Source organism: Streptomyces sp. NPDC029296 (assembly GCF_055569255.1).
In genome coordinates this window covers 21706-34664 of sequence record NZ_JBVHXT010000051.1, presented here as the reverse complement: position 1 = coordinate 34664, position 12959 = coordinate 21706, and the positions used below count along the sequence as shown (strand labels likewise).

Here is a 12959-nt window from a genome sequence, read left to right as displayed (position 1 = left end):
TCCAGAGTGCGGTACGGGCGGTTCAGCGGCGGGCTGCCGTACGGGACGGCACGGATGTCGTCGCGGGTGCGGCTGGCGCTGGACCGGCCGTAGTGGCGAGCGGCGGCTGGGCGGCGCCGAGCCAGTAACGGGGGTCGCTGAAGCAGGTGAGGGGGGAGGTGTCCCAGCCGACGACCGGGCCCGCATCGGCGTAGGGCACGCTGATCACCTCGATGCCCTCCGGGCGCAGGACGTAGCCCCACTCCAGGTCCTGGTCGGCCGCGTCCTTCTCGGTGACCGTCATACGGGCGGGCGGTGAGCCGTCCGGGGTGATGAGGTGGTCCAAAGTTTTGCTGGGCCATCGGTCGCCGCGGGTCAGCCCTTCGACGATGTACGGCGGCGCGCCGTCGAGGAGGTCGGTGCCCAGCTCTTCCCAGCCGACGGTTACGTCGTCCACGAGATGCCGGGTCATGGCATCGAGGTCCCGTGCGAACCGGTACTGGAAGGCGGCCAGGAGCAGGGGCAGTTTCGCGGTCGGATCGCCGTCGAGATGTACGTAGATGCCGGTGTAGCCGCTCGCGGTGGGACGGGCGATGAAGGAACGGGTCGACAGAAGAACTCCAGAGAAGGGGTTGGTGTCAGCGGCCCGGGGCGGGGCCTGCGGGCGGGGTGCTGGGAGGCGAGGGGGGAAGGCCGGGTGCCTTCGGGCCCTGCTGCGGGCTGGGCGGGGCGGGTGCCGGGTCGTATTCGGCGCGCAGGAGTGCCAGGTCCGCTTGGTAGGCGAGGGCCAGTACGGACAGGCTGTGGCTGGCCGCGGTCATCAGCATCTTCGGCGGTGACCCCGGCTCCGCCGTGCGGTTTTGGTCCCGCCATCGGGCGGCGGCCACGAGGTACTCGCTGACTGCGTGGAGCAGGGGGTGGGCGGCGTCCAGCAGGTGCTGGGTGACCGCGCTGGCCTGGGCGGGGGTCTCGGCGGCGGCGAGGGCGTCGAGATACGAGGTCAGGTCGGGGCTCGGCAGGTCCTGCTCCGGCAGCGGGTGCCGGGACAGGAAGTCTGCGGCGTCGCGCTTGGCCCAGCGCAGCAGGTCGTTGTCGGTGGCGATGCCGTAGCGGGCGGCGGCGATCTGGTCGGCGTCGCGGCCGACGTTGTCGTACAGCTCGAAGTCGGGGTCTCGCAGAATCGGCTCTTGGAAGAAGAAGTCGGGGATGGTTGGGTTCGGCCGGTAGTGCGGCAGCCGCCGCATGGCAGAGGTGGGAAGGGGCGAGCGCGGGGCGGAGGGACCGGGTCAGCGGGCGCGGGCCGGGCTCGCCTGCGGGGAAGGCGGGGCCAAAGCGGGTGGCGCCGGGCGGGTGTCTGCGGCGTGACGCAGTTGCTGGGCAGCACGGATCAGATGGGTGCGGGCCTCGGTGACGTGTGCGGTGAGGTGCTGGTGTGTGGCTGCCGCGGCTCGGTCGCGGTCGTGTCCCGGGGCCTGGTGGGTGAGGTCGGACAGGACGCCGAGGTGGTGGACGGCGCTGCCGAGGGCGGCGAGTGCGCCGCTGGTGGGTTCGGCGGCACGGGCGAGGGCGAGCGTGGTGCGGCGCTGGGAGGGCGTGGTCTGGTCCGGATAGCGGGCCGAGGCCCGTTGGCGGAAGGCGCTCTCGCCGGCCAGGTAGACCAGCAGGCGTGCCAGGTTGCGTATTTCGTCGTCCACGATCTCCCCGATCGCCGGGTCGGCACGGACCTGGTCGGGCAGCGGGAGCTGGTCGGCGATGGTGTTGAGCTGGTCGGCGATGCCGTGCAGCAGCATCCGCTGGTCCCCATCGGACAGTCCGGGTGGTCGCACGTGAAGGGCCCGGGTCTCTATCGCCGCGCGGCCGTCGGCTGCTTCGGGGCAGGGGGTGCACTGTGTGCCGGAGCCGTTGTGCGGGAGGGTGCGGGAAGAGTGGGGGCGGCGTGACGGAGGTTCACGCCGATGCCCTGGGCGGTCAGCTTCAGGAGCACCCTGTGGAGCAGGAGGGCGCGTGTCGCGGCGTTGTACGAGGCGGACAGCACGAACGCCGCCTCGTCGGGGCTGTACTGGAAGCAGCACAGGTAGAGCGCGGGGCGGGCCGCGGCGGGCACGCTGTCATACGGGGCGCCGACCACACCGTCGGGATACCAGATCAGGGTGAGTGATTCGGTGACCTCGGGTGCGGCTGGCCGGTGCGGTGGGTCCGGCTGGAGGCGCACCTTGTCGCGGACGGCGGCGAGCGCTTCGGCGTAGTGGGGCAGGACGCGGCGTGTGACCTGGGCGGCGGCACGGACGGGATCGTCGGGCACAGAGATGCCGGTCGGCTCGTTGATCCCGCTGAAGTGGTGCGGTCGCACACCGTCGGGCCGCAGGGGCGCTACCAGGTACTGGCCCGACGAGCGGGGGCGCGGTATCACGACGAGCTGGTGGCCTTCGGGCCCGTCGAGGACGGTGATGGGGGTGTCGGGCCAGTCGAGCAGGGCTGAGTGGGCGGTGCCGCAGTCCCAGACCCGCTCTGCGAGGCGGCACTGGTCTTCGAAGGGCAGGACCTTGGTGTCCCTGCGGAGCCAGTTGCCGGGCAGGTGCGCGGCGAGGCCGGTGGGGAAGGTGTTGGAGGCGTGCGGGGGCAGGTGGGGTTCTCCTAGATGTATAAGGCCGATGTCTGTCTGGTCGTGACCCAGCTAAAGGCCCGTTGGCTCGCGTGTGAAGCCCCCGAACCTGGAGCCCTTGATCTCGCTTTGCGGCCAGCGCCGCACTGGCGCCATGGCACAGACGGTGCTTCGGGACTTCATCCAGCGGGTATCACCGGCTGGATAGGCAGGTTACGCGAGGGGGCGCATCAAATGCAGGACCACTCTGAGGACGGGCTCCTGGAGGAGGCTCTCGGAGCGCTTGGCGAAGAGTACGGTGGCAGCGGCGGCCGTTTTGGTGCACAGCTTGGCGCCGGGATTCTTCCGAAGGACATACACGAAGTTGATCTACAACTGCCAGTGACCTTCGCTGCCGCTCTGGAGCGAGTCCGCGCGGCCCTCGCCGCGGTTGCACGCGGTGTGAACCCTGGGCTGGTCGAAGCCGGTGAAGATCATGTGACGCTTGGTGCTTTGGCCGGAGGAGGGTTCGCGGCACTGAATCCGGTAGTAGTCACGGTTGTCGTGACTCGTGGTGCTGCGGACGGTACCACGGTCCAGATTCGCGCGGCTGCTAAAGAAGGACTCATCAAGCAGCACGCAGGGGAGAAGATGGCCCAACGCGTTGCTGATCTGCTGCTAGCCCAGTAGTCAGACAGCTCCCGCTGGTGAGACACAGCCTCTCCAGTAGTAGCGGGCGGGAGGTGGCCAGAGCAACGTCAGCGGCGCGGTCCGGCCCAGGGTGCGGCCGGGGCTGATGATGCGGTAACCGCGGGGGATGTCGTGCCTGCGAGTTCTGTGCCTGTCGTGGGCGCTGTGTAGTGGGCGCGCAGGTTCTCTAGATCAGCCTCGGCCACCTTGGTCAGCGCGGTGCGGATGTTTTGGGCGGCTTGGCGCAGCAGGCGCACCGACTGGGGGGTGTGCCGGTGCTCGGTGCCGACCCAGAGCGCGAGGGTAACGAAGTGACCGGCGATGTGGTCGAGGACGGGAGCGGTGGCAGCGACCAACTGGTGGGTGACGGCACTGACCTCGGCGGGCGTCCGGGCGTCGGGGAGCGCCTGAAGGTAGGGCGCCAGGTCCGGCAGCGCGAGCGGCTGGTCGGGGAGAGGATGGCTGGCCAGAAACGGTTCGGCGTCCCGGCGGGCCCTGCGGTAGAGGTCACCGGGCTCGGGACGGTCGGGCGACCGTGGGGACGGTTGGTGCGGCAAGGAGGCTTCCGGTGCGGGTCAGTGCATGCGGGCGTCGGTGTCGAAGAGCGCCAGCTCGTGGGCATGCAGGAGGTGCTGGACGATGAAGGACCGGCCGGCGACCTTCCACAGGCCGCGTCCGCGGTTGAGGTGCGCGATGGCGTCGACTTCGACGGAGGTCAGGCCGAGCAGGGAGGCGGCGGCGTGGAGCTGGTCGGTCTCTTGCCGGTAGATGATCCGGGTGGAGCAGTCGGCCAGGAGGCCCTCGGCCAGGGCCCGGCCCTGTGATCCGGCGTCACCGGCGGTGAGCAGGTCGGACAGCCGGTGGATCACCATCAGGTTGGCGATGCCGAGGCCGCGGGAGAGTTTCCACTGGGCCTGCATGCGCTGGAGCAGGCCGACGTGGCGCATCAGGCGCCATGCCTCGTCGTAGACGATCCAGCGCCGGCCGCCGTGCGGGTCGGTCAGGGCGGACTCCATCCAGGCCGAAGCGCAGGTCATGGCGAGCACCAGGGCGGTGTCGTCACCGGACCCGCCGAGCCGGGACAGGTCGATGGTGAGCATCGGCGCCCGTGGATCGAAGCGGATGGTGGAGGGCGCGTCGAACATGCCGGCCAGGTCACCGTGCACCAAGCGGCGCACGGCATGGGCGAGGTCACGGGCGGCATCACCCAGTTGACCGGCCGTCGTCCCGGCCGCCTCGTCCAGCCGTGCGGGCTGGTTGAGGGCGGCGGCCACATCGCCGAGCAGCGGAGTGCGGCCGGTGCCGGCGGCCTGGGTGACCGCGACGTCAAGGGCGACGTCGAGCGCGGTGTGCTCCATCGGCATCAGGTCCCGCCCCAGCACGGTGCGGGCCAGCGAGCCGAGCAGGAGCAGACGGCGTTTGCGGATCTCACCCTCCCAGTCGACCTCGCTGATGCTGTCCGGGCGCGGGGCGGCGTCCAGCGGGTTGAGGCGGCCGGGCAGCCCCGGCCCGAGGGCGACGCAGGTGCCCCCCAACGCCTGGGCGACCGGCGTCCACTCACCCTTCGGGTCGCAGGGGACGTACACGCGGTAGCCGAACGCGATCGAGCGCAGAGCGAACGACTTCGCGAGCGCGGACTTGCCCTGGCCGATCACCCCGGCCAGCAGCACGTTGGGGTTGGTGAAGCCCTCCACCTTCCCGTACAGCGCGAATGGGTCGAACACGAAGGACGCTTCGGCGTGGACGTCGCGGCCGATGTAGATGCCCTCGGCGCCGAGACCGCCTTCGGCAAGGAAGGGGTAGGCGCCGGCCGCGATGGCGGTGGTCATGCGGTGGGCGGGCAGCTTCAGCCGGTTTCCGCGCGCCGAGGCCCGGCCGGGGCGTCCGCCCGCCGGATAGACCGGCGGCGGTGTGTCGCGCTCGGCCGACCCGGCGCCGGCCACGGTGCGGTCGGTGGTTTCGGTGCGGGCTTTCGCGGCGGCTTCGGCGAGCCTGCGGCGGGCGGCACGCCGGGCGGCGCGGTCGGTTCCGTGCGGGGTGAACAGCGGGGAGGCGGAGGCCCGGCGGGCGCGGCGGGCGGGCCGGTGGTTCATAGGGCGCCTCGTCTTCTCGGGTGAGGCTCACCGCACGCACGAGGTGGTGTGCGGGGCACGCAGGTCGGTGGGGGTGGTCTTGCGGCGGACGATGTGTCCGGCCGCGAGGTGGCGCTGGCAGATGGTGAGGAACGGCGGCCCGTCGGGAAGCTGCTCGGGACGGCACGTCGCCGAGTCCGTGTGCGCGGTGGGCAGGAGGTGGAAGGCCGCGTGGACGTCGGTGGCGGCCTGCCACAGCCGGGTGTGGGCGGCGGCGAGGTGCCGGCCCGCTGCGGGGTGCGGGGGACGTGCCGCCTCGGCCAGCTGGTCGATCAGCCGGTGCAGTTCGGTGAGGTGGGCGTGGAGGACATCGAGGTGGGCCCGGTCCGGCGGACCGGCAGGCCCGGGGCGGGTCAGGGCGCGTGCGTGGTGGCGGACGCCTGCGGTGGCGGCCCGCAGGTAGGGGTGCGAGTTGGGCACGCTGGAGTGGGGCTGGGTCAATGGATGGTCCTTGCCGCCGGGGAGGCGGGAGCGGGGGCCGGAGCCGGTGCGGTCACTGCGGGGGGATGAGCGCGGTGGATGAGCGTGCCGCCGGTCTCGGTGGATCCTTGTTCGCCGCGCATGTCGTTGTACGCGCCGAGCGTGGGAAGGCCGGGGTGGCTCTGCTGTGGCAGGTAGACGACGTCCGCGTCCCGGCCGTCCGGCGTTCCGCCGTGGGCCAGGTACCACTCACGCCAGCTGGGGAGGCCGGCCAGGACGCGGAGGGCGTCACCGAGGTCCATGGCGTTGACGACGAAGCTGGTGGGGGCTTCGCCCATGTGGCGTTCCAGGCCGGCGAAGGTGAGGGTGAACGGGCTGGGCGCCGGCGGTCCGAGGAGACCGGCCAGGCGGGCGCGCACGGCATCGAGGTGGTCGCTGGCCTCGATGGCGGTGGTGATACGGGCGTCGTTGTATTCGTAGAGCTTGTCCTGGACCACGTTGCCCTCGGAGTCGAGGTACTTGCCGAGTTCGGCACGGTGGCGGGCGGACAGCTCCTCACAGGAGGCCAGCAGAGCCCGCAGCTCCTGCACAAGCTCGTCGTTGGCGGCGTTCGGTGTCAGTGCGAGTCCCCAAGGGGCGTTAGAGGGTGGTGCGGGCGAGGGGGAGCGCGCCGACGGCGAAGGCGTCCGGCTGCTGGTACCAGAGCCGTCTGAGGTCGACGCCGGCGGTGACGGCGGCTGTCTCGATCTGCGCGCACGCGGCGTCCAGGGCGGCGTCGGTGTCGGCGCTGACGGTGACCAGGCCGGTCAGGGCGACATCGGCGTGCCCGGCGATCAGCTGCCGCTCGCGGTTCTTGACGTCGGCGTACTCGATGGAGTCCTCTTCGCTGTCGACCTGCCCGCGGCGGGCGCGTTCGGAGGCGTCGGCGACGATCGCGGCCTTCTTGCGCTGGACATCGCGCAGCGCGGATTCGAGCTGCTGGGGGACGTAGGTCAGGGACAGGGTGCGGCGCACACCGGCGGTGAACATCAGCCCGTGCAGGAAGCCTGCTCCGATTTCGGTGCGGGGCCAGTTCTCCACCCAGTAGGTGGCGTGCCGGGCGGAGTCGGTGGCGATCCGGTCGTACTCCTCGACCTGGACGACGGGCCCGGCGGCGGCCGGGTCGGCTTGTGCGTGGCCGGTGGGGGACCACTGTTGGAGCGCGGCGAGCGCGTGGGGGTCGTAGGCGGTGCGGATGACGGCGGCGATCTCCCGGGCGGTCAGCCACCCGGTGATCATCAGTCCGGCGTTGCGGGCGGCCTGGGCGATCGAGGCGGTGGTCTGCTGCAGGACAGTGAACGCGCCCGGCATGCCGCCGCCGGCCTGGGAGATCAGGCGCTTGGCGGCCTTGAGGTCGAGGGAGATGGCCAGGTAGGTCTCGTGCGGGGCGGCGGCCGGTCCGGCGGAGGCGACCAAATCCGCGTACACCTGTCCGGCGACCGGGGTTTCGGGCCGGCCGTGCTGCATCCAGTGCCGGGCCAGGGTGTCACCGGAGTCGGGGACGGTACGTTCCAGGACCTGCACGGTGGCGACGTGCCCGGTGCGGGCGGTGCCCGCCAGCGCACGGCCCCACCCGCTGACGTTGTGGGCCTGTGTGGACGGGTCGAGCAAGGCGAACGCGCGGGAGGAGACGCGGGCGACGGCGGTGAGGGTCTGCTGGTGCGGGTCGTGGACGGCGGCGGCACCGTTGGCGGAGTCGCCGGGGGTGACAACCTTCAGCGAGGCGGCGCTGCCGGGCAGGTGGAGGAGGCCGTCCTGGCGGGGGCGGGTGACGGGCTGGGCGAGCCACAGGGTCTGGCCGGTGTGGCGGCGCCAGGCGTAGCGGGCGACGATGGGGGCCCAGTCGATCAGGGAGCGGCCCTGCCGGCGGACGGCGACTAGGGCGGCGACCGCTGCCCACAGTGGGGCCAGAGCGATGACGCCGAGCAGCCCGGTCGTAAGAACGGTGATCAGGAGCAGGGCCAGCGCGGTGGCGACGAGGACAAGCTGGTGCAGGGTGAGGCCGAGCAGGATGCCGCGGCGGCTGCGGTGGGGGAATCTGACGGTCGGGGTGGCGGTGAGATCGGACAAGGGCGGGTCCTGGAGCGAAGGCCCGGGGGCGGGAGAACTCCCGCCCCCGGGGATCGGGCATCGGGCAGGAGGTCACAGACCGGCCGGGGGCGGAGGCGAGACCGGCCCGCCCGTTCCGGCGTTCTGCGTGCCCGGGGAGGGGGCGGCACCCTGCGGCGGCGGAGTCGTCGTCGGCGGGGTCGACCGCCACCCAGTTTGCGTCCCGTCGGCGGCTGCGGAGCCCGAGCCGAAGCTGGCACCGGTGCTGCCGGTCGTGCTGGGGCCGGTTGCTGTGTGTCCGCTGGTGCCCTCGGACACATGGGCCGGCGGTGGCTGAACGGCTTGTTCCACACCGGTCTTGACGGCAGTGCCGCCGGCCGCGTCACCCGGGCCCGTGTCAGGTGGCGAGTCCTGTGTGCTGCTGGACGGGCCGGCGGCGATATCGCCGGGGAAGCCGTGCTGACCGGGGACGCTGTCCGGGCCCTGCGGAGCGGCAGCGGAGGCACCGCCGGCTCCGGCGGTCGCCGCCATGGAGACGGCCTTCCTCCCGGCGCGCTCGGCGTGCTGCCGGGCCATCTGCGCACCGGCACCACCGGCGCGATGCAGCGTCTCCCCGTCGGAGCCCTCGGCCGCCCAGTGCACGAACTTGAACGTCGCGTACGGGCACAGCAGCACCAGCACCATGATCACGATGCCGGCTAGGACATCGGCCAGGGCCGCCAGGCCGTCCTTGGTGTCGGAGTTGCCCATCGCGGCGATACCAAGGACGAAGATGATCGTCATCAGCAGCTTGGAGACCACCAGGGTGGCGGTGGCCTCGATCCAGCCCTTGCGCCAGCGGCGCGCGGCCTCCCAGCCGCCACCGGCGCCGGCGAAGGGGGCAAGGGTGACCATGACCAGGATGCCCACCTTGCGCACCATCATCACGCACCAGAACAGGACCGCGCCGATGGCGGTGGCCAGTCCCGCGAAGACGGCGACGAGCCAGCCCAGCCCGGCCACTTGCGCCAGGGCGCTGACCTTGACGATGCGACGCACCGCGGAGGCCAGGTTGGTGCCCGCGGCCTCGAACAATCCGTCGGACAAGGCGTCGGTCACTTCGATCGCCACGGTAGTCAGGGCGATAGCGGCGAACGAAAATACGACACCGGAGGCGGTGCCCGCGAACGCCTGGGTGAGGGCCTGGCCGTCGCGGCGGATCGCGGCACGCACCAACTGCGCGCAGAAGGTGGCCACGAGGACGACCAGGCCGATGGGCAGGATCGTCTCATAGTTGTCGCGGAACCATCCCGCGTTCAAGTCGACGCGAGTGGTGGCATCGACGGCCTTGGACGCCAGGTCGGCCGCGGACGCGGCGAGTTCGCCGGCGCTTCTCGCCATCCAGTTGCCGATGTACTTGCCCGGGTCGGAGGCGAAGTCGATGGCCTCGCCGACCGAGCAGACCTTGTCCGCCAAGGGCAGGTTGCAAAACCCCACGGGGTGCTCCTTAGGTCAGGGCGCGACGCGCGGGGCGATGGCGACGAGCGAGCAGTCGGTGGAGGGGCGGCACTGGACGGCGAGGGTGACCGAGCGGTCCTCCGCCCCCGAGCCGCCCTTGGCCCAGGTGATCGTCTGCTTGCCGGTGACGGTCACCGCGTAGATGTACGCCGTGGTGATCGCGGCCGGGTCCTCGGCGAGCGCCTGCTTGAAGGCGGCCGGGTAGTGGCCCTCGGCGATCGTGGCGGTGGCGTGCTGCTCCTGGTCCGCCATCCGCGACCACAGCACCGGATCCGGGATCTGCGCCGCCACCGAGGCCCAGTCCCCGTACTCGTCTTCCTTCGTCATCCACGCCCGCATGCCGGTCAGATGCTGGGCCTGGCTGGCGGTGCGGGTGTCGTAGGACCAGAGCATCTTCGCGGCGGCCTTCGCGAACTCCACCGGATCGGAGATCCGCGGCGGCCCGGCCACCGGGCCGCTCCAGGAGGAGGGCTGGCTGGTCGGGGCGGGGGAGTTGTGCGCGGGTGACGGGGCAGGGGCGGCGGTGCTGGGGCGGTCGTCGCGGCCGGTGAGGAAGGCGGTGGCGGCGGCCAGGGCCAGCAGGCAGACCAGGCCGATCCCGATCAAGACGATGCGACGGTTGGGCGACCAGCGCAGGCTGTAGTCGGTGAGGCGTTTGAGCATCAGTGGACCTGCGACCCCAGGTTGGAGAAGAAGGCCACGATGCCGTTGGCCGCACCCAGGCCGAGGGCGGCGCCGGCGGCGACCGTGGCGCCCTTCTTGCCGTTGGCCTCGGCCTGGTGACCACCGGTGTGGTGGCCCCACGCCCAGACCGCGAGGCTGACGGCGAGAGCACCGACGACCGCGATGATGCCGAACAGGTTGATCGAGTTGACGACGTTCTTCAGGACGGACAGGCCCGGAAGACCGCCGCCCTTGGGGGAGATGCCCGGATCGTAGGCGAGCTGGACGACACGGTCGGCGAGCAGGGACACGGGAATAGAGGGCTCCTTGCGTGTGCGGGCCAGAAGGCACGGGCGGTCGGGGAGGTGGGGAAGACGGGGGTAGGTGCGTTGAGCGTGCGGGAGGGGGCGGCGTCACAGGACGCGGCGGGCGGCGAGGACGGTCCAGTCCTTGAGCGGCGTGATCCGTACCGGTTTTCCGGTACGGGGGGCTTCGATGACCAGGCCCTGGCCGATGTACATGCCGACGTGCTCGGGCCGGGCGGCCGTGCCGCGGCTGAAGAGCAGGTCACCGGGTTTCAGGGCCTTCGGTGAGACGGCCTTGCCCTCGTGGACCTGCGTGTAGGTGGTGCGGGTGAGAGTGATGCCGGCGTGTTTGTACGCCTGCTGCATCAGCGAGCTGCAGTCGCAGCGGGCCATGGCGTCGGGGCCGCGCGGGTTGGTGCAGGAACCGCCCCACTGGTACATCGTGCCGAGCTGGTGCATCGCCCAGACAATCGCCTTACGGGCCCGCGGATCGGCGTCCTTCGGGATCGCGTAGCCCTTCGGAACGGCGCCCTCGGGAATCGGGCCGAACGACGTGCCGTTTGCGGTGTCGCAGACGGCGGCGGGCGCCGCGTCGTCCTTGCTGCTGTCCTTGGTCCCGGAGTTCCCGGAGTTGGGGAAGGTGGCGGAGATGGCCTGTTGCAGGGCGGTCGCGAGCGGCTCCCACTGCGCGTAGGCGTCCGGGTAGGCGGAGCGCTGCACAGCCTGGGCGGCCTGGGTGACGGTCATCTGCTGCCAGCCGTGCACCTGTAGGAGTGCCTTGTAGAACCGCTCGCTGGCGTAGACGGGGTCGTGGATCTGCTCGGCGGTGCCCCAGCCCTGGCTGGGCCGCTGCTGGAACAGGCCGAGTGAATCCCTGTCGCCGCCGGACAGGTTGCGCAGTCGGGACTCCTGCATCGCGGTGGCCAGCGCCACGATCTGCCCTCGCGGGGGCACGTGGAGGCTGATGCCGGTGGCGACGATGGTCTGCGCGTTCGGGATCTGCTCGGCGGGCAGGTCCAGGCCCTTGATGTGGACCTTGGAGGTGCCCGCGCCGTCGAGGATCTCGGTGACCTGGTCGGCGATCTTGCCTGTGTCCACGTCGGTCAGGCAGTCCGGTGAGGCGGTGTTCTGGGCGGCTTCGCTGGAGGTGGCCATCATCATGGCGCCTGTGCCCAGGAGGAGAGGGGAGAGGAAGACGACGCCGATGCCGGCGGCGAGCGCCTTCAACCGGAAGCGCTCACGGTCCGGTCACCGGTTTCGGGCAGGGGCGGGTAACGAGAGGTCATGCATCCTCCGGGTGCAGTGTCCGGCCGCGCGGGCGCGGAGCGTGGTGGAAAGGGACCGCGGCGGCCGGGGCGGGCGTAAGGGAACGGGCTGGCGCGGGCGAGTAGCCGCTCGCCTGCGCTGCCGGGCAGTGGTCTAGGTGTGCGCGGGCACGGGGAACCTCCACGAGGCACAGGAGAATAGCGGGCAACGGCGGTGCGCCGACCGGGTGCAAAAACAGTAGACGCGAAACGGCCGTTGACCAAAAAGTCGGAGGCGAGGGGCCGGAATCCGGCCCCTCAGCAGGGCACTTCTTGGTCGTCGGCCGATTCGCGTCTACAGTTTTTCCACTCCCCTCGCTCTCCCCACCCGGCCGGCCGTCGGGCCTCTTCATGCCCGGAAGCCGGTCCGCTGGGCTTTGCGACGCGATGGGGACCTCTACCTGCTCCCACCCGAATCGGGGTTCTCTCTTTGCCTTTTTCCTTGCATCAGGGCGATGCCCTGAGCGTTCTGGCCAAGCTCCCGGACGATTGCGTCGACGCGGTTATCACCGACCCGCCGTACAACTCCGGCGGGCGCACGGCGAAGGAGCGCACCAGCCGCTCCGCGAAGCAGAAGTACACCTCCGCCGACGCCAAGCACACGCTGCCGGATTTCACCGGCGAGAACATGGATCAGCGTTCCTACGGGTTCTGGCTGACGCAGATCATGAGCGAGGCTCACCGCCTCACCAAGGACGGCGGCGTGGCGTTGCTGTTCACGGACTGGCGTCAGCTGCCCATCACCACGGACGCGATCCAGGCGGCCGGCTGGCTGTGGCGCGGCGTCGTGGCCTGGCACAAGCCCCAGGCCCGGCCCCAGAAGGGCCGCTTCACCCAGAACTGTGAGTTCGTCGTGTGGGCGTCCAAGGGCGCGATCGACGCCTCCCGTAACCCCGTCTATCTGCCGGGCCTGTACTCCGCCTCCCAGCCGTCGGGATCCAAGCGCCAGCACATCACACAAAAGCCGGTCGAGGTGATGCGCGAGCTGGTAAAGATCAGCCCGCCGGGCGGCACGGTCCTCGATTTCTGCGCCGGCTCCGGCTCCACCGGCGTGGCCGCCCTCCTCGAAGGCCGGGACTTCATCGGCGTGGAGAAGACCAGGCACTACGCGTCCATCGCCGCCGACCGGCTCACGGAAACCATCCGCCAGAGCCTCGGCCAGGACGACATGGTCCTCACCGCCTGACGCCACAATCCCTCGCCACACCCACGGGTGACGCCCGCAGCATTCAGCCGGTGCGTTACCGGGTTCCGTTTGCCCTTATTGCCTTGGCACTCAGGAGGTTTTTCCTTCATGTCC

At 71.1% G+C, this 12959-nt stretch carries 15 protein-coding genes; 2 read left to right on the top strand and 13 right to left on the bottom strand.

Going from position 1 to position 12959, the window contains the following annotated elements; genetic code table 11:
- Positions 1-22 precede the first annotated feature (22 nt).
- The 4 genes from ACZ4W9_RS34355 to ACZ4W9_RS34340 all read right to left on the bottom strand — a co-directional run bounded on the left by ACZ4W9_RS34355 (position 23) and on the right by ACZ4W9_RS34340 (position 2281).
- Positions 23-451 (bottom strand): hypothetical protein, encoded by a 429-nt coding sequence (locus tag ACZ4W9_RS34355; protein ID WP_467942370.1) that lies wholly within the window; start codon positions 449-451, stop codon positions 23-25.
- 166 nt (positions 452-617) lie between these two features.
- Positions 618-1223, bottom strand: a complete 606-nt coding sequence (locus ACZ4W9_RS34350) for a hypothetical protein (RefSeq protein ID WP_467942369.1) — start codon at positions 1221-1223, stop codon at positions 618-620.
- A 42-nt stretch (positions 1224-1265) separates the two neighbouring features.
- Positions 1266-1805, bottom strand: coding sequence for a hypothetical protein (locus ACZ4W9_RS34345; protein WP_467942368.1), 540 nt, complete (start codon positions 1803-1805; stop codon positions 1266-1268).
- 17 nt (positions 1806-1822) lie between these two features.
- Positions 1823-2281: a hypothetical protein gene (locus tag ACZ4W9_RS34340; protein WP_467942366.1), complete on the bottom strand. Its 459-nt coding sequence runs from the start codon at positions 2279-2281 to the stop codon at positions 1823-1825.
- 534 nt (positions 2282-2815) lie between these two features.
- On the opposite strand from ACZ4W9_RS34340, the gene ACZ4W9_RS34335 reads away from it, so the two are divergent.
- Positions 2816-3250, top strand: a complete 435-nt coding sequence (locus tag ACZ4W9_RS34335; RefSeq protein WP_467942365.1) for a hypothetical protein — start codon at positions 2816-2818, stop codon at positions 3248-3250.
- Between the two features lie 68 nt (positions 3251-3318).
- Here ACZ4W9_RS34335 and ACZ4W9_RS34330 read toward each other — a convergent pair whose 3' ends face one another.
- The 9 genes from ACZ4W9_RS34330 to ACZ4W9_RS34290 all read right to left on the bottom strand — a co-directional run bounded on the left by ACZ4W9_RS34330 (position 3319) and on the right by ACZ4W9_RS34290 (position 11582).
- A complete protein-coding gene (locus ACZ4W9_RS34330; protein ID WP_467942364.1) occupies positions 3319-3807 on the bottom strand; it encodes a hypothetical protein in 489 nt (162 codons plus the stop codon).
- A gap of 18 nt (positions 3808-3825) precedes the next feature.
- Positions 3826-5343, bottom strand: a complete 1518-nt coding sequence (locus ACZ4W9_RS34325; RefSeq protein WP_467942362.1) for an ATP-binding protein — start codon at positions 5341-5343, stop codon at positions 3826-3828.
- Positions 5344-5370: 27 nt separating this feature from the next.
- Positions 5371-5823, bottom strand: a complete 453-nt coding sequence (locus ACZ4W9_RS34320; RefSeq protein WP_467942361.1) for a DUF6238 family protein — start codon at positions 5821-5823, stop codon at positions 5371-5373.
- Positions 5820-6392: a hypothetical protein gene (locus ACZ4W9_RS34315; RefSeq protein ID WP_467942360.1), complete on the bottom strand. Its 573-nt coding sequence runs from the start codon at positions 6390-6392 to the stop codon at positions 5820-5822. The genes ACZ4W9_RS34320 and ACZ4W9_RS34315 overlap by 4 nt, the downstream gene beginning before the upstream one ends.
- Positions 6393-6441: 49 nt before the next feature.
- Positions 6442-7911 carry an SCO6880 family protein gene (locus ACZ4W9_RS34310; RefSeq protein WP_467942358.1) on the bottom strand — a complete coding sequence of 490 codons (1470 nt, stop codon included), beginning with the start codon at positions 7909-7911 and terminating at the stop codon, positions 6442-6444.
- A 72-nt stretch (positions 7912-7983) separates the two neighbouring features.
- A complete protein-coding gene (locus tag ACZ4W9_RS34305; RefSeq protein ID WP_467942357.1) occupies positions 7984-9366 on the bottom strand; it encodes an SCO6881 family protein in 1383 nt (460 codons plus the stop codon).
- A 15-nt stretch (positions 9367-9381) separates the two neighbouring features.
- Complete coding sequence (locus ACZ4W9_RS34300) at positions 9382-10050, bottom strand: hypothetical protein (RefSeq protein ID WP_467942356.1); 669 nt, start codon at positions 10048-10050, stop codon at positions 9382-9384.
- The gene (locus tag ACZ4W9_RS34295) at positions 10050-10361 is read right to left on the bottom strand and encodes a DUF6112 family protein (RefSeq protein ID WP_467942354.1); all 312 of its coding nucleotides are present in this window, start codon (positions 10359-10361) and stop codon (positions 10050-10052) included. Before ACZ4W9_RS34295 ends, ACZ4W9_RS34300 begins: the two co-directional genes overlap by 1 nt.
- Positions 10362-10463: 102 nt before the next feature.
- Positions 10464-11582: a C40 family peptidase gene (locus ACZ4W9_RS34290; RefSeq protein ID WP_467942353.1), complete on the bottom strand. Its 1119-nt coding sequence runs from the start codon at positions 11580-11582 to the stop codon at positions 10464-10466.
- Between the two features lie 507 nt (positions 11583-12089).
- On the opposite strand from ACZ4W9_RS34290, the gene ACZ4W9_RS34285 reads away from it, so the two are divergent.
- Complete coding sequence (locus ACZ4W9_RS34285; RefSeq protein ID WP_467942351.1) at positions 12090-12845, top strand: DNA-methyltransferase; 756 nt, start codon at positions 12090-12092, stop codon at positions 12843-12845.
- The last annotated feature ends 114 nt before the right edge of the window (positions 12846-12959 follow it).